Source organism: Steroidobacter cummioxidans (assembly GCF_003104955.1).
Genome location: NZ_LSRW01000020.1, coordinates 27,191 through 42,815, shown reverse-complemented (window position 1 = coordinate 42,815; position 15,625 = coordinate 27,191). Strand labels below are relative to the sequence as shown.

At 63.1% G+C, this 15,625-nt stretch carries 15 protein-coding genes and 1 pseudogene; 2 read left to right on the top strand and 14 right to left on the bottom strand.

Translation table 11 applies throughout. From position 1 onward, the window contains the following. The first annotated feature begins 4 nt into the window (after nucleotides 1-4). Together xseA and D0550_RS12645 are read left to right on the top strand one after the other, a co-directional pair. Nucleotides 5-1,690 (top strand): exodeoxyribonuclease VII large subunit, encoded by a 1,686-nt coding sequence (gene xseA, locus D0550_RS12650; protein ID WP_206606241.1) that lies wholly within the window; start codon nucleotides 5-7, stop codon nucleotides 1,688-1,690. Beyond that, entirely contained in the window at nucleotides 1,687-2,523 is an 837-nt protein-coding gene (locus D0550_RS12645; RefSeq protein ID WP_116809553.1) for a M23 family metallopeptidase, read from the top strand. The genes xseA and D0550_RS12645 overlap by 4 nt, the downstream gene beginning before the upstream one ends. On the opposite strand, the pseudogene D0550_RS12640 reads toward D0550_RS12645, so the two are convergent. From D0550_RS12640 to D0550_RS12575, 14 genes and pseudogenes are all read right to left on the bottom strand, one after another. Then, nucleotides 2,524-3,365: pseudogene (locus tag D0550_RS12640) on the bottom strand (Fic family protein); the annotation flags it as partial. A 119-nt stretch (nucleotides 3,366-3,484) separates the two neighbouring features. Next, nucleotides 3,485-4,597 carry a homoserine O-acetyltransferase MetX gene (metX, locus tag D0550_RS12635; protein ID WP_116809552.1) on the bottom strand — a complete coding sequence of 371 codons (1,113 nt, stop codon included), beginning with the start codon at nucleotides 4,595-4,597 and terminating at the stop codon, nucleotides 3,485-3,487. A gap of 129 nt (nucleotides 4,598-4,726) precedes the next feature. Further along, nucleotides 4,727-6,121: a ribosome biogenesis GTPase Der gene (der, locus tag D0550_RS12630; RefSeq protein WP_116809551.1), complete on the bottom strand. Its 1,395-nt coding sequence runs from the start codon at nucleotides 6,119-6,121 to the stop codon at nucleotides 4,727-4,729. Between the two features lie 52 nt (nucleotides 6,122-6,173). Beyond that, a complete protein-coding gene (bamB, locus tag D0550_RS12625) occupies nucleotides 6,174-7,379 on the bottom strand; it encodes an outer membrane protein assembly factor BamB (protein WP_116809550.1) in 1,206 nt (401 codons plus the stop codon). Then, nucleotides 7,376-8,074: a YfgM family protein gene (locus D0550_RS12620; RefSeq protein WP_116809549.1), complete on the bottom strand. Its 699-nt coding sequence runs from the start codon at nucleotides 8,072-8,074 to the stop codon at nucleotides 7,376-7,378. The genes bamB and D0550_RS12620 overlap by 4 nt, the downstream gene beginning before the upstream one ends. Nucleotides 8,075-8,123: 49 nt before the next feature. Beyond that, nucleotides 8,124-9,404: a histidine--tRNA ligase gene (hisS, locus tag D0550_RS12615; RefSeq protein ID WP_241520790.1), complete on the bottom strand. Its 1,281-nt coding sequence runs from the start codon at nucleotides 9,402-9,404 to the stop codon at nucleotides 8,124-8,126. After that, a complete protein-coding gene (locus D0550_RS12610) occupies nucleotides 9,401-10,306 on the bottom strand; it encodes a RodZ domain-containing protein (RefSeq protein WP_116809548.1) in 906 nt (301 codons plus the stop codon). Before D0550_RS12610 ends, hisS begins: the two co-directional genes overlap by 4 nt. After that, nucleotides 10,303-11,085 carry a type IV pilus biogenesis/stability protein PilW gene (gene pilW / locus D0550_RS12605; protein ID WP_116809547.1) on the bottom strand — a complete coding sequence of 261 codons (783 nt, stop codon included), beginning with the start codon at nucleotides 11,083-11,085 and terminating at the stop codon, nucleotides 10,303-10,305. The genes D0550_RS12610 and pilW overlap by 4 nt, the downstream gene beginning before the upstream one ends. After that, nucleotides 11,085-12,203, bottom strand: coding sequence for a dual-specificity RNA methyltransferase RlmN (gene rlmN, locus D0550_RS12600; RefSeq protein WP_116809546.1), 1,119 nt, complete (start codon nucleotides 12,201-12,203; stop codon nucleotides 11,085-11,087). The genes pilW and rlmN overlap by 1 nt, the downstream gene beginning before the upstream one ends. Before the next feature lie 20 nt (nucleotides 12,204-12,223). Continuing rightward, entirely contained in the window at nucleotides 12,224-12,655 is a 432-nt protein-coding gene (ndk, locus tag D0550_RS12595) for a nucleoside-diphosphate kinase (RefSeq protein ID WP_116809545.1), read from the bottom strand. Nucleotides 12,656-12,825: 170 nt separating this feature from the next. After that, nucleotides 12,826-13,149 carry an iron-sulfur cluster assembly protein IscA gene (gene iscA / locus D0550_RS12590; RefSeq protein ID WP_116809568.1) on the bottom strand — a complete coding sequence of 108 codons (324 nt, stop codon included), beginning with the start codon at nucleotides 13,147-13,149 and terminating at the stop codon, nucleotides 12,826-12,828. 77 nt (nucleotides 13,150-13,226) lie between these two features. Further along, nucleotides 13,227-13,622, bottom strand: a complete 396-nt coding sequence (locus D0550_RS12585) for an iron-sulfur cluster assembly scaffold protein (protein ID WP_116809544.1) — start codon at nucleotides 13,620-13,622, stop codon at nucleotides 13,227-13,229. Nucleotides 13,623-13,709: 87 nt separating this feature from the next. Next, complete coding sequence (locus D0550_RS12580; RefSeq protein WP_116809543.1) at nucleotides 13,710-14,879, bottom strand: aminotransferase class V-fold PLP-dependent enzyme; 1,170 nt, start codon at nucleotides 14,877-14,879, stop codon at nucleotides 13,710-13,712. Beyond that, entirely contained in the window at nucleotides 14,876-15,616 is a 741-nt protein-coding gene (locus D0550_RS12575; protein WP_116809542.1) for an RNA methyltransferase, read from the bottom strand. Before D0550_RS12575 ends, D0550_RS12580 begins: the two co-directional genes overlap by 4 nt. Nucleotides 15,617-15,625 lie beyond the last annotated feature (9 nt).

Genomic DNA, 15,625 nt, shown 5'->3' with positions numbered 1-15,625 from the left:
GGCCATGAATCGCGAATTGGAATTCGACTTCTCGATGCCGCCTGCCCCGAAGGCGCCGACGGAGGACGCGCCGGCCGCGCGGCCGCCCGAGCCGGCCCCGGTGGCGAAGAAGGCCGCCACTGCGCCCGCCCGCAGAGCGACCCGGCAAGCGGTGCGTGCGCCGATAGACGATATCGATGGAGCGGCACCCGAGCCGCGCGAACCTGAACGCGATGTCTACACCCCCGGCCGCCTGAACAAGGAGGCTCGGCTGCTGTTGGAACGCGGGCTGCCCTCATTGTGGCTGGAGGGCGAGATTTCCAACCTGTCGCGGCCCTCCTCCGGCCACTGGTACTTCTCGCTCAAGGACGAGTCCGCCCAATTACGCTGCGCCATGTTCCGTCAAAAGAACCTGGGGACCCGCTTCACGCCCAAAGACGGCATGCACGTACTGACGCGCGGGCGCGTGAGCCTTTACGAGCCGCGCGGTGAGTATCAATTCATCGCCGACTACATGGAGGAAGCGGGCGAAGGCGTGCTCCGCCGCCGCTTCGAGCAGCTGAAGAACAAGCTGGCGGCCGAAGGCCTGTTCGACGCCAACCGGAAGCGGTCGCTGCCTCGCCTGCCCCGGCGGATCGGTGTGGTGACTTCCCCCACCGGGGCCGCCGTTCGCGACGTGCTCAATATTCTGCGGCGACGGTTCTGCACGATCCCGGTGCTGATCTATCCCGTCCAGGTGCAAGGCGCGACCGCGGCCGGCCAGATAGCCACGACGATTCGCATGGCCTCGGCTCGCGCCGAGTGCGACGTGCTGATCGTTGCTCGCGGCGGCGGCTCGCTGGAAGACCTGTGGGCGTTCAACGAAGAGGTGGTCGCGCGCGCCATCTTCGATTGCCAGATTCCGGTCGTGTCCGGTGTCGGTCACGAAGTCGATTTCACGATCGCCGATTTCGTCGCCGACGTGCGCGCACCGACGCCCTCGGGTGCGGCCGAGATCGTCGCGCCGGATTGCAATGAATGGACGCGCAGCGTCGAGCTGTTTGGCCGTCGCGTGCGAAACGCGATGGTGCGGAACATGGCGGCTCGTCAGCAGCAACTCGTGTGGCTGGAGCGGCGCCTCGCTCAGGTGCATCCGGGCGTGGAGCTGCGGCAGAAAGCGCAGCGCCTCGATGATCTGGAGCAGCGTTTGAATCGCTGTGTCCGGCACGGACTGTCTCAGCGCCGCAGCACGCTCGTGGAACTGGCTTCACATCTGAGACAGCGCTCGCCCGCCCTGCGGGTGGCCGCTGCACGCGGCAGATTGGACATCGCTCGCAAGACGCTGGCCACGTCGTTGCAACGGCGCTTAAATCTCGCCGAGGGTCGCCTGCGCCATGCTGGCAGCGACCTCCGACAACGTTCTCCGGTCGCACGCATTACAGCCTTGCGCCGTCGAGTCGAGATTGCCGATCGTAGCATGGAGACGTCGCTGCACAGGCAGCTGCGCAAGCTGGAAGCACGGTTCAAGCTCGCCGCCGGCAAGCTGAACGCGGTGAGCCCACTTGCGACGTTGCAGCGAGGTTATGCGATCGTGACTGACGCCAACGGCACGGTCGTTACGGATGCAACGGCAGTGAGCCCTGGCGACATGATTCAGGCACGTTTGTCGCGCGGCACGGTCCAAGCTCGCATCGAGCACATCAAGCCGCATCGAGATGACGAGAACCAATGACGACAATCCAGTCTCGCTTCCTGCGTCTGTCCGCTTCCTTGTTGTTGTTCGCCAGCTTCGCCGCCGGCGCAACTGTATTACCGCAGGAAAGCCGCGTTCCTGGCGGCATCGCACTCGTTCCCGTCCCGGGCGGCGCAGTAGCGCCGACAGTGATCTTCAACACGCATCGGGTCGCTGTGATTCGCCGCGACGATCAGTGGCTCGCGGTGGTCGGCATTCCGCTCGCGGAGAAGCCCGGCGAGCTGAAGATCAAGGTCAGCACGCCGCAAGGCACGACCGAGGTGCCCTTTCAAATCACGGACAAGAAATACCGCACGCAGTATCTGACCATCAAAGATCAGCGCAAGGTCGAGCCGAATCCGGACGACTTGAAGCGCATCGGAACGGAAACGAAGCGGTCGGATACGGCGCTGTCGAAGTTCACCGGGACGGAAACGCCGTCTCTGCAGTTGCTGGCCCCCATTGAGGGCGTGCGCTCCGATTCCTACGGCTCGCGCCGCGTGTTCAACGGGCAGCCGCGCAGTCCTCACTCTGGCATGGACATCGCCGCCCCCAAAGGCACGCCGATCAAATCTCCCGCCGCAGGCGTCATCGTGGAAGCCGGCGACTTCTTCTTCAACGGCAACACGCTCTACATCGATCACGGCGACGGCCTGGTGACCATGTACTGCCACCTCGACACCATCAAAGTAAAACTCGGCGACCGCGTCTCGCAGGGTGAAGTCATCGGCACCGTCGGCGCGACCGGTCGAGTCACCGGCCCGCACCTCCACTGGGGCGTCGCTCTGAATCGCGCGATGGTGGATCCGGCGCTGTTTATCGGCAGCAAGTAGCTACTCGATATGCAGCGAATAGCTGGTACTCCGACCGCCCCCAGGGTCTTTTTTCAGCGCGCCCTTCGCGACCAGATCGAGAATGTCGCGATGGGCCGTATCCTGGGAGCACTTGCAGAGCGCGGCCCATTTCGACGTCGTGAGCTTGCCTTCGAAGCCATCGAGCAAACGGTTCAGCACCTTGATCTGCCGTTCGTGCAGGGGCTCTTTGGCGAATCGTTCCCAAAAGCGCGCCTTGTTCAGCACGCCACCGAGCAACTGCTGTGAGCTTTCCATCGCGCGCAGCAGGCAACTCAGAAACCACTCGTGCCACCCAGTGACATCGAGCTCGCCTTTTTGCGTGCGCTCCAGCATCAGATAGTAATCATCGCGCTCACGTCTTATCTGCGCCGACATGCTGTAGAAACGCTGGCGAGATTCTTCCGATCGCGCCAGCGCCATATCGGCGATCGCGCGCACGATTCTGCCATTGCCGTCATCGAAGGGATGGATGGTCACGAACCACAAGTGCGCGAGGCTCGCGACCAGTAGCGAGTCCATCTCGCCGGGTTTGTTTAGCCAGGCCAGGAATTTCTTCACCTCGCCCTTGAGGCGTTTCGCGGACGGCGCTTCGTAGTGAACTTTTTGGTTGCCGATCGGGCCGGAGACCACTTGCATCGGCCCATCGCGGTCGTCCCGCCATTTGCCGACCAGGATATCGCGCATGCTGCTGCGCCCCGTAGGAAACAATGAGGCATGCCATGCGAACAGTCGCGCCTCCGTCAACGGCTGGGCATATCGAGCATCATTTCGACGACGCCGTCGACGTTGCGGTCCGAGCGGACCAGACCGCCAACATCCAAGCAGTGGGGCGAGCTTTGGACCGTCCCAAGTCAGCTGTGGCCAGCCTGGCAGTTGCCAGATGAACATACCTGATCTCCGCACGTCATGCGGAGAATATCAGCTCTAATCTCCGCATGGATCAGGGACTCGTCAGCTTCAGCTCCGCCAGGAACTCGCTGATCACCGGGCGGAAGCGGTCCATGTCGACCAGGAAGGAGTCGTGGCCCTGGAGCGAGGCGAGACGGGCGAATTGCACGGTGCGGGTGCCGTTGCTCAGGCCATCGGCGAGCTCTTGCTGCTGCTCGATTGGGAATAGCAGATCGGTCTCGACACCGATGATCAACGCGCGCTCGACCGTGAATCGGCGCAACGCCTCGGCGACCGAGCCGCCATGGTCGGCGAGATCGAACAGGTCCATGGCGCGCGAGATGTAGAGGTAACAGTTCGGGTCGAACTGACCGATGAACTTGACGGCGTGATTCTCCAGGTACGACTCGACTTCGAAATCGATGCCGAACGGATCGCCGGGCTTGCGCTCGGCATTGGCGCGCTCGCGACCGAATCGCTGCAACCATTCCTTTGCAGACCGATAAGTAATCATGCCGAGCTTGCGCGCGAGGCGCATGCCCTGCACGGGGATCGCGTCCTGCGCATAGTTACCTTCCAGCCACGCGGGATCTTTGCGAATCATCTCCCGCTGCAGCGAGCGCAAGGCGATCGCGAATGGCGTCGAGCGCGCGGCGGATGAAATGGAGACGAGTGCGCGCGCCCCTTCAGGAAACAAAGCGCAGTAAGCCAGCACGGTCATGCCGCCCAGCGACGGGCCGACGACTGCGGCGAGCTTCTTGATGCCCAAAGATGCGACGACTTCATGGCCGGCGCGCGCGATGTCTTCGACAGTGAGCACCGGGAACGTCAGTCGATAGCACTCGCCGGTGGCGGGATTGATCGAAGCCGGCGAGGTCGAGCCGAACGGGCTGCCGAGCGAGTTCACGCAGATGACGAAGAAGCGGCGAGTGTCGATCGGCCGGCCCGGGCCGATCATGTCTTCCCACCAGCCAGGCGCAGGATCTTCGGTGGAGGACGCGGCATGCGCCGAGGGCGACAGGCCGGTGAAGATCAGGATGGCGTTGTCGTTGCAGAAACTCAGGTCGCCCCAGGTCTCATACGCGATGTGCACGTCCTGCAGAGCGCCACCCCGCCGCATGGGAAACGGCCGGTCGAGCTTGAGAATCTTGCGTGCTGAAGCCATGGATGAATCCAGAACCGGATTGTTACCGGCAGTGTAAACCCGTGCCGTAACGATAGAACATCGCGGGCTGCTATATGCAGATGCCCGACATTGCTGTTGCGCGCAGGGACACCCGCCCCACGCTAAGCATCAGCTCTTCTTGTGGGCGCGCTTCATCTTCCGCTGTTGGGTACGCCGCTGGCGCGGTGTCAGCGGATTCCGCTTGCCTTTGAACGGATTCTCATCGGTCCGGAACTGTACGCGCACGGGCGTGCCTTCCAGCCGGAAGTTCTTGCGGAATACATTCGCCAGGTAGCGCTTGTATGCATCCGGCACGTGCTGGATCTGGTTGCCGTGGACCACGATGATGGGTGGATTGCGTCCGCCCTGGTGGGCATAGCGCAGCTTGATGCGACGGCCGCGAACCAATGGCGGCTGATGCTGTTCCATCGCCGTTTCCAGCACTCGCGTCAGCTCCGGCGTTGGCATCTCTCGCATCGACGCGTCATAGGCGTGCTTCACCGCGCGCATCAACTCGCCGACACCCGTGCCATGCAACGCCGAAATGAAATGCACCGGTGCGAAATCCAGGAATGGCAGGCGCAAATCCAGCCCCGCTCGGATTTCGTCGCGCTTGTCGGAATGGATGCCGTCCCACTTGTTGACCGCGATCAACAACGCGCGGCCGCGTTCAGCGACCATGCCGAACAAGCTCGCGTCCTGCTCCGTCACGGCATCGTGTGCATCGATCACGCCGATGACGACGTTGGCCGAATCGACCGCCTGCAGCGCTTTGATGACGCTGAACTTCTCGATCGCCTCTTCGACGCGGGCGCGGCGTCGCACGCCGGCCGTGTCGATCAATGTGTACGTCTGGCCATCGCGCTCGAACGGCACGAACACCGCGTCGCGGGTGGTGCCGGGCTGATCGAAGGAAATCAGTCGTTCTTCGCCGAGCAGACGATTGATCAGCGTGGACTTACCGACGTTCGGTCGGCCGATGACCGCAACCCGAATGTCGTCCTGCCCGCCCGCCGCTGCCGCCCCTTCAGGCAATTCGATGCCTTCGAGCGCCTCTTCCATCAACGAGCGCACGCCATCGCCATGCGTGGCGGAAATGGCATGAGGCTCGCCTAAACCAAGCGAGTAAAAGTCCGCACCCGCCGTGGCCGAGTCGACGCCTTCAGCCTTGTTGGCAACGAGGAAGACTTTCTTGTTGAGCTTGCGGAGCGTCTGCGCGATGTAGTGATCGTCCGGCGTCACGCCGCTGCGCGAGTCGACCAGAAACAAAACACGATCGGCCTCTTCGACCGCGCGCAATGCCTGCTTGACCATCTGCTGCTCGACACCTTGCGCGTCGATGACCAGACCGCCGGTGTCGACGACGACATACGGGATCGAGCCGACTTTGCCGTAGCCGTAATTGCGATCGCGCGTGAGGCCGGGCATATCCGCGACCAGCGCGTCGCGGGTACGCGTCAGGAAGTTGAATAACGTCGACTTGCCGACGTTGGGACGACCGACCAGAGCAACAACAGGCAGCATGATGGGTAACTAGAGATAACGAATGAGTGCGTGCTGCCTGAGCAGCGGCCGGTTATTGGCCGCTGTCGGCTGTTTTGACTTCGCGCGCCTTGCTGCGAAATGCCAGCAACTTGCCCGAATCGGTCTGTACGAACACGCGCTCGTCGTCGGTGACCGCCGCGTTGCTGATGCGCTCGCCATCGGTCTTCTGACGCGCAACGAGCGCGCCCGTGGCCTTGTCGAGCCAGTGCATATAGCCCTCGAAGTCGCCGACCACCAGCGCGTCGCCGTCGATGGCCGGTGCGGTCAAGCCACGACGCCTCATCGCGTCCTGCTCCCATTGCACGGCGCCGTCACTGCGGCGCATGGCAATCACCACGCTGTCCGCGTTGGTGAGATACAGGTTCTGTTCGTCCATGGAGAAGCCGCGATAGCTCGAAGCATCGCGCGCCCACCAGATCTGGCCGGAATCGCGCGCCAGCATCGCGACGCGGCCCTGGAAGCCGACCACGAAAATGTCATCACCCGCGACGCGCGCCGGCGAATCGATGTCGGCGAGCCGCTCCAACTCCGTGCGGCCGCGAGGTGAATTCACGATCGTGTCCCACAGCACATCGCCGTTACGGGGATCGATGGCCAGCACCTTGCCATTGTCGAAGCCCGCGATGATGCGATCGCCTGCCAGCACCGGCGGCGCCGTGCCACGCAGCGTGAGTCTCGGCACCGCCTCATCGACGGCCCACTTGGTCGAACCGTCGGTCGCGGACAGACCTTCGATGTGACCATCGACGGTGCGGATCACGACCAGGTCATTCACGATCAGCGGCCTGGCGAGGATCTCGCTCGCGATGGCCTTGCGCCAGCGCTGCGCGCCATTGGTTGCGTCGAGCGCGATGATGTCGCCGTCGCTCGAGCCGAGCACCACCATGCCGTTGCCCACTTCAGGGCCCGCCGACAGCGCCAGCTTGGTCTTCGCGACCCAGACGCGCTTGCCAGTGGCTGCGGCCACGGCGATTACCTCGCCGTCGTGGCCTGCGGCGTACACCGTCCCGTCGACGATGTTCGGCTTCAACGCCAGGCGCAGTCGCTCCGCCTTACCGCCCAATCCCGCCGACCAGATACGACTCACGTCGCGTGTCGCTTTGAGCTCAGTCAGCTCCGCGGGCGGATCCACTTCCTTGTCATTGTCGCAGCCGAGCATGATCAGCAAGGCCGTCGCGGCCGCGGCAACGCGCGCGCCGCGATATAGACGCGTCAAGGAAGCTTTCTTCTCGATCATGGTTGACCCTCGGCAGCAGCCGGCTTGGTCTCGGACGTCTCGGCCTTCTTATCGCCGCCCACGTCCTGCAGTTTCATTTCGAGCAAAGTGCGGTCGATCGCACGATCGGCACGTGCATCGATGTTATCCGTCAGCGCCGCGGCGTACTCGGCCCGCGCGCCTTCGAGATTGCCTTTCGCAACCTGAGCGTCACCCCGGATCTCACGAACCTGCGCCGTGAACGCGCCGGCCTTCTCCGGATCGAGCAGCTTCAGAGTTTCGTCATATTTGCCCTGCTGATTGAGCAGACGAGCGACGCGCAACCGCGCCACCCACGCCAGCTCCGCGTCGGGGGACTCATCGGCGACAGCCCGCAGCAGCGGCAGCGCCTCTTCGTACTTGCCGTCCTCGACTTCCTTTTTCGCCAGCAGCAAGCGGCTCTGCTGCGTGTACGGAGATTTCTTATGATCCGCCACGAGCGTGCCGAGCGTGCGCTTCGCCGCTTCTTCATCCTTGCGGTCGAGCGCGCCGACGAACTCGTCGTACAGCTTGGCGGCCCCGGCGGCTTGATTCGCAGTATGGATCTTCCAATACTGCCAGCCGCCCAGCAGCACCAGGCCCAGCACGATGCCGCCGAGAATCCAGCTCCAGTTGTCCCGCCACCAGGTACGGAGCGCTTCTTCCTGATCGCGATCGGTCAGATAATCTTCGACCATGACTTGCCGTCTTGAATTGTAGTAAGAGGTAGAAACTCAACGCCTTAGGTCAACGCCGTGTGAGGCGCTCGCCCAGCTCATCGACCAGTCGCTCCCAGGCGACTTCCACCTGCGGCGCTTCCACCCGCAGGGACTTCAGACCAGCGACGCGCTTTTCAGTTTCCGAGTCGCCGAGAATCAATGCCCAGGCCGCGCCGCTCTTGTCGGAGCGCTTGAGCTGCGATTTGAAACTGCCACCGCCGCAGTTCATCTCGATGCGCAAGCCGGGGATTTGGTCGCGCAGCATCTCAGCAATCCGCAGCCCTTCGGCTTCGGCCCGCTGGCCAGCCACCACGAAGTACACGTCCGGGGCCGGCGCCGGCACCTCGCCATTTTGCACTTTGATCAGGTCCACGATGCGTTCCTGGCCCAGCGCCCAGCCGATCGCCGGCGTCGAGTCGCCACCCAGTTGCTCGACCAGACCGTCGTAACGGCCGCCCGAGCACACCGCGCCCTGCGAGCCCAACTCGGTCGTCACCCACTCGAACACCGTGTGCGAGTAATAATCCAGACCGCGGACCAGCAGCGGATTCAAAACATACTTCACGCCCAGCGCGTCGAGGTGACGGCACAGCCCGCTGAAGTGCGTGCGCGATTCCTCGTCGAGATGCTCGGTCAGCATCGGCGCATTCTTGATGATGTCCTGCAGATCCGGGTTCTTGCTATCGAGAATGCGCAGCGGATTGCCTTCCAGACGCCGCAGACTATCGGGATCCAGCTTCGACTTGTAGGCAGTGAAATACTCGACCAGCTTCTCGCGATACACACGGCGCGAGGCCGGCGTGCCGAGCGAGTTCAGGTTCAGCTCCAGGCGTTGCACGCCCGCCTGGGTCAGCAGGCGCGAGCTCACCAGGATCACTTCGGCGTCGATGTCGGGGCCCGGATAGCCAAAGGCCTCAACGTCGAGCTGATGAAACTGACGGAAGCGCCCCCGCTGCGGCTTTTCGTGCCGAAACATCGGCCCGGACGTCCACACGCGCTGCTTCTGGTTGTGCAGCAGCCCGTTGCTGATCATGGCGCGCACGACACCGGCAGTCGCCTCCGGACGCAGCGTGAGCGAGTCGCCACCTGGATCCTGGAAGGTGAACATCTCCTTCGACACCACATCGGTGAGCTCGCCGATGGAGCGCTTGAACAATCCGGTGTGCTCGACCAGCGGCACGCGGATTTCCTGATATGCATACGAGGCAAAAATATCGCGCGCCAGATTCTCCAGGCGCTGCCAGGCCGCCGTTTCGGCCGGCAAGATATCGTTCATGCCGCGCGGCGGCTGGATCTGCTGCTGAGTCACTCGACCGGAACCTCACCACTCATCTCGACAGTGCCGTTCGCACCGACCACGAATTTGGTCGCGTCCTTCCCCGCCCTGCGTGGCACCACGACCGGACGATCGTTCACTTGCACCGTGACCGCGGACGCCTTGCCGAGCGTGACTCGCAATGGCGGTGTGCCCGTAATGGTGCTCACCTTGCCGCTCTCACCCAAACCGAACATCAAACGCTTACCCGTCGCGTCGTAGATCTCGGTCCACGACGCATCGTTGAACTGCAGCCGCATGCGGACTTCTACCGCTGTTGCTGCCGCCGGCCCCTCCGCCTCAGGCACCGCGTTCGATACCGGCGGCGGCGACTGTACCGCGGGCTCTGGCGTGTCTGCGGGCTCTGGTGGCAACGTCGATGGCAGTGGGCCGGAGTCGGTGATCGCCTCATCCGGAATTGCCGTCTGCATCGGATCGCCCGGCGTCGACACCGTCGACCACAGCCACCAACCCAACGTGAGCGCGACCAACGCCACGCCGGACCACAAGGGCCCCGCCAGCGAGCGACGCTCCATGCTCACCGGACTCGCGGTCAGAGTCGTCGGTAGCGGCGCCATGATCTCCTGTCGACCGGTCAGCGCCTCATAACGCTCGATGATCAACTGCGGCGACAGCCCCACCAGTGCGGCGTACTGACGCAAGTGCCCACGCGCGTACACCGACGGTCCCAACGCCTCGAAGCGATTGCCTTCGATGGCATCCACGGCGCGGGCATCGAGATGTAACTCTTCGGCGATGTGCAGCTGAGTGATCGAGCGACGCTCGCGCTCCCGCCGTAGCAGTTCACCGGGCGTCAGCGACTCGGGGGCCGGCTCCGCAGAGCTGGCCTGCGCGGTCTCTACCGCCGAGTTCTCGCTGTCACCGCCTGCATTCATCCAGGATTCCGCTCGGACTCGATCAACTCCTTGGTCTGAGCGGCCCTCGGGTATTCCAGCTTCAAACGCTCCGCATAATTCTTTGCGGCGGCGGCATTGCCCAGGCCCCGCTCGATACGCACGCCCAGCCACAGCGACGCCGGGCTGGTGCGGCCAACTTCCATGTACCGTTCGAGAAAGCCACGAGCGGACAGATAATCGGTTTGTTTGTATTGCAGATCGGCCATCTGGAACAGCGCGTCGCCGAATTTCGGCCGCACCGCCAGCGCCTTGCGCAGATTGTCCTCGGCACGCTGCAGATCGCCGCCACTACGGGCACAGTTCGCCGCGTTCAGATACGCGACCTCGGGCGTGCGATACAACGGATTGGTCGCGGCGTCGATCATCAGCTTTTCGCCGCGTGCGTGCTTGCCCTTCTGGCACAGATACGCGCCGTAGTTGTTCTGCACTTCCGGATTCTTCGGATCGAGCGCGAGGCCCTTGGCGAAGTGCGATTCGGCCTTGTTACTTTCGCCGAGCCGCTCGTACAGCATGCCGGCGGTAATCTGCGCCTTGGAATTGCGCGGATTCTGCTCGATCGCCCGGTCGATCTTTTCCTTGGCCTGCACCAGATTGTTCTTGCGCAGATAGTCGATGCCGAGCTCCAGGTTGATCTCGGCGGCGCGCGCGTTGTCGGGTGTGCCCAGCTGCTTCTTGTTGCTGCTGCTGACACTGGTGCTGCTCACGCAGCCGGCGAGCGCGGCCGACACCACCAACAGAGCCACCGCCGTGCTTCTCATTACTGCACCGCCACTGAGATCAGCTTCGAGCCCAGACGAACTGTCGTACGGTCGTGCACGCGTCCCACCAGCTGACCGCAAGCGGCATCGATGTCGTCGCCGCGCGTGCGGCGCGTCGTTGCGATCACTCCGTTGGCATTGAGAATGTCACGGAAGCGCTCGATGGCCGCGGCACTGGAACGTTTGTAACGCGTGCCCGGAAACGGGTTGAACGGGATCAGATTCAGCTTGGCCGGCCGGCCCTTGAGCAAGGTGACCAGCTCGTGCGCGTGCTCGGGGTGATCGTTCACGCCATCGAGCATGACGTATTCGAAAGTGATGCTGCGGGCGTTTTGTTTGTTGACGTACACCCAGCACGCATCCAGCAGCTCGGCGATCTTGTGCTTGCGATTGATCGGCACCAGCTCGTCGCGCAGCGTGTCGTTCGGCGCATGCAACGACACGGCGAGCGCGCAATTGGTTTCTTCGGCGAGCTTCAGCATCTGCGGCACGAGGCCCGAGGTGCTCACCGTGACGCGACGGCGGGAAATATCGAAACCCAGATCGTCCATGAGAATTTCCGTGGCGGGCACGACGTTGCGATAGTTCGCGAGCGGCTCGCCCATGCCCATGAACACGATATTGGTGACGACGCGGTCGCCACCGTGCTGGTAGCCCAGCTCCTTGTTCGCGAGCCACACCTGACCGACGATTTCGGCGGCGTTCAGATTGCGGTTGAAGCCCTGCTGCGCGGTCGAGCAGAACGTGCAATCCATGGCGCAGCCGACCTGGCTCGAAATACACAGCGTGCCGCGGCCCGGCTCGGGGATGAACACCATCTCGATGCCCTGCTTCACGCCCTCACTGGTGTTCATCGCCAGCAGCCACTTGCGTGTGCCGTCGGCGGACACCTGCGTCATCGTGATTTCAGGGACCGCGACTTCGGCGACCTCGACCAGCTTGGCGCGGAAGCTCTTCGCCAGGTCGGTCATCTGGTCGAAATCGGCAACGTGGCGCTTGTACAGCCACTTCATCAGTTGCCGGGCGCGAAACGGCTTCTCGCCCATGTTCGCGACGAATGCCTCCAACTCGGTTCGTGTCAGACCGAGCAGGTTCGTTTTGGCTGTCGTCGCGTTCATGAGCGCCTGCAATCGCGGATTTAGCGCGTGCGCGGGCAGAGTTCGGTGGCCGCGAAGAAGTATGCGATCTCGATTTTCGCGTTGTCGAGGCTGTCCGAGCCGTGCACCGTGTTCTCGTCGATGCTGTTGGCGAGGTCGGCGCGAATCGTGCCCTTATCGGCCTTCTTCGGGTCGGTGGCGCCCATCAGCTCACGGTTCTTGGCCACCGCGTTTTCACCTTCCAGCACCTGGATCATCACCGGGCCGGAGATCATGAACTTGACCAGGTCGTTGAAGAACGGGCGTTCCTTGTGCACCGCGTAGAACCCTTCGGCCTGGGCCTGGGTCAGCTGCAGCATCTTGGCGGCAACGATCTTCAGACCGGCCTGCTCGAAGCGGCGGTACACCTCGCCGATCACGTTCTTCTGCACGCCGTCGGGTTTGACAATGGAAAAAGTGCGTTCGACCGCCATGGAAAGTCCCGTTAATCAATGAATTGGAAGAGGTTCGCCGAGCCGGACCAAAACTGGTGTCGCCGGGCGGCGGCAATTGCGCGCGCGCAGTCTACCCGGCATGGCCGGGAGCAGCAAGAAAATGAATAGGGACGCGGAGTTAGGCTGCTAGACCAGGTACTTACACGGTCCTACACGTTGAAGCTTTCGCCGCAGCCACATTCGCCTTTCGCTTTCGGATTGCGGAAGCGGAACGCCTCGTTCAGGCCCTGCTTCACGAAGTCCACCTCGGTACCGTTGATGTAGTCGAGGCTGTCGCGGTCGACAATGACTTTGACCCCGTGGTCCTCGAACACCACGTCGTTGGAACCGACGTCATCGGCATAGTTCACCACGTAGGCGAAGCCCGAACAGCCGGTCTTCTTGACCGCCAGTCGCAGGCCGAGGCCATGGCCCCTGCGTGTGAGGAAAGACTGGACACGATCGGCGGCGGCGGGAGTCAGTGAGATGCTCATAGCGGGTACAAGCGTGATGGCGACGGCCTGCTGAATCAAGTGCGAAGGTCATGCCAATTCGGCCGACCTGGGGCTGATTATGGAATAAGCCGGGCCCAGGCTTCACTCAGGGCATGCACCGCGTCTTCGAGAATGAGAAGTCGGCCACGCTTTTCCAACGGAAACTGCAGCGCCTGGTCGGCATCGCGCCAGCGCCAGGTGTGCAACTGCTCGCGAGTGAGCCCCACCAGCCGCTCGCTCAGCCAGGACCCAGCTGCGATGCAATGAGGACAACCATAAGCCTCGAAACGCACCGCTTCGATTCGATCCTCAGCGATGCGCGCACTGAGAACGAACATGGTGCCCTGAGCCACGCTGCCCGCCGTGCCGCGGATGACGCCCTCGCCCGCTTCGAAGTGACCGCCGTTGCGCGGACGCTCGAAATGGTCGACGACGGTGGGCGAGTATTCCGGTGATCTCTGGTCTATTGCCATTTTTCGGCACAGCCGCTTCGCTCAGCGAAGCATTCCAATCAGTGGCATCTTTGCTGATCTCAGGGAAGTCGATGAATCCGAGCTTCCCTAGGTTCCATGGGGAGTCAAAGCACGCAACCGTGCGACCTCCCGGTCCACGACGGCGATGGCGCGATCGACATCGTCCTCGGTCGTGAAGCGGCCGAGGCTGAAGCGGATCGAGCTTTGCGCCAGCTGATCGCTCCTGCCCAACGCACGCAGCACATACGACGCCTCGTCCGAGCCGGACGCGCAGGCCGAGCCCGACGACACCGCCAGCTCACGCAGCCCGAAGCGCAGGCTCTCGCCTTCAACGTCGTGGAAACAAACATTCAGCACGCCAGCGACGCGTTCGGTCGGATGGCCGTTCAGCTCCACGCCACCGATGGCGCAGAGGCCCTGCCACAGTCGCTCACGCAGCGCTGCAATTCGCGCCACATCCGCTTCGCGTTCACGTTCACCTACCTCGAACGCCAGGCCCATGCCGACGATCTGATGCGTCGGCAACGTGCCCGAGCGCAAGCCCGTTTCCTGCCCGCCGCCATACGACAACGGCCGCAATCCCAACGGCGGGCGGCGACGGATATAGAGCACTCCAATGCCTTTCGGACCGTAAGCCTTGTGCCCGGTGAGCGACAGCAGATCGATGTTCATCGCCTCGACGTTGATCGGCAATTTGCCGGCGCTCTGCGCGGCGTCGACATGGAACGCGACACCTCGCTCGCGACAGATCGCGCCAATCGCGGCCACGTCTTGAATAACGCCCGTCTCGTTGTTCACGTGCATGAGCGAAACCAACTGCGTGTCCGGCCGCAACGCTTCGCGGACCTGCTCGGGCCGCACGATGCCGTCGGCGCCCGGCTTCAGCCAGGTCACGTCGAAGCCTTCCTTCTCGAGCTGCTTGAATGCATCGACCACGGCTTTGTGCTCGGTGCGCGAAGTAACGACGTGACGACCGCGATCCGCATGAAACCGCGCCACGCCCAAAATCGCCAGGTTGTCCGACTCCGTGGCACCGGAAGTCCAGATGATGCATTCCGGACGCGCGCCGATCGCCGCGGCCACTTGCTGGCGCGCCTTTTCGATCATGGCGCGCGCACGTGTGCCGAACGAATGCCCCGATGAAGGATTGCCGTGCGCGCCTTCGGGGCGCAGACATTCGATCATCAGCTCGGCGACCCGAGGGTCGACCGGCGTCGTGGCCGCATAGTCCAGATAAATGGTCTTTGCTGCAGTCATGAGGAGGCGGTCTTGCCGGCGGTGCGCCGGCGCGATTGAACGGCTGTCAGGATGCCACGAAGAATGTTCATTTCATTCTGGTCGAGCCGCGCACGGTTGAACAGCCGACGGATGCGCGCCATCAGATGGCCCCCGCCGGTGCGATCGCGAAATTCGATCTCTTCCAGCACACGATCGAAGTGTTCATACAACAACTCCATCTCACGTGCCGTCGCAAACGGCACATCGAGCGGTGGCGGCGGCGGCGCGCCAGTGCGGGTCGCCAGCATGATCTCGTATGCAATCACCTGAACGGCCATGCCGAGATTCAACGATGCATAGTCACCCGCAGTAGGAATGGTCACGAGCCGATGGCACCGCGACAGCTCGACGTTGAGCAGCCCGAATTTCTCCGAGCCGAACACGATCGCCACATTGCCGACCTGTGCTGCTTCGGCCACCAGCTGCGCGCATTCACGAGGCTCGACCAGATCGAAGCTCAGATACCGCTTGCGGGCGCTGGTACCGACCACGAAACCGCAGTCGGCGATGGCGTCATCGAATTCCTCATGCACCCGCGCCGCATCCAGCACGTCGTCTGCACCAGACGCGCGCGAAGTCGCCTCCGCATGAGGGAAAGCCTTAGGCCGCACCAAGTGCAGCTCACTCAGCCCCATGTTTTTCATGGCGCGAGCCACCGCGCCAATGTTGCCGGGGTGGTTGGGATCGACCAGGACGACACGAATGCTCATCGTAATGCGCTATTC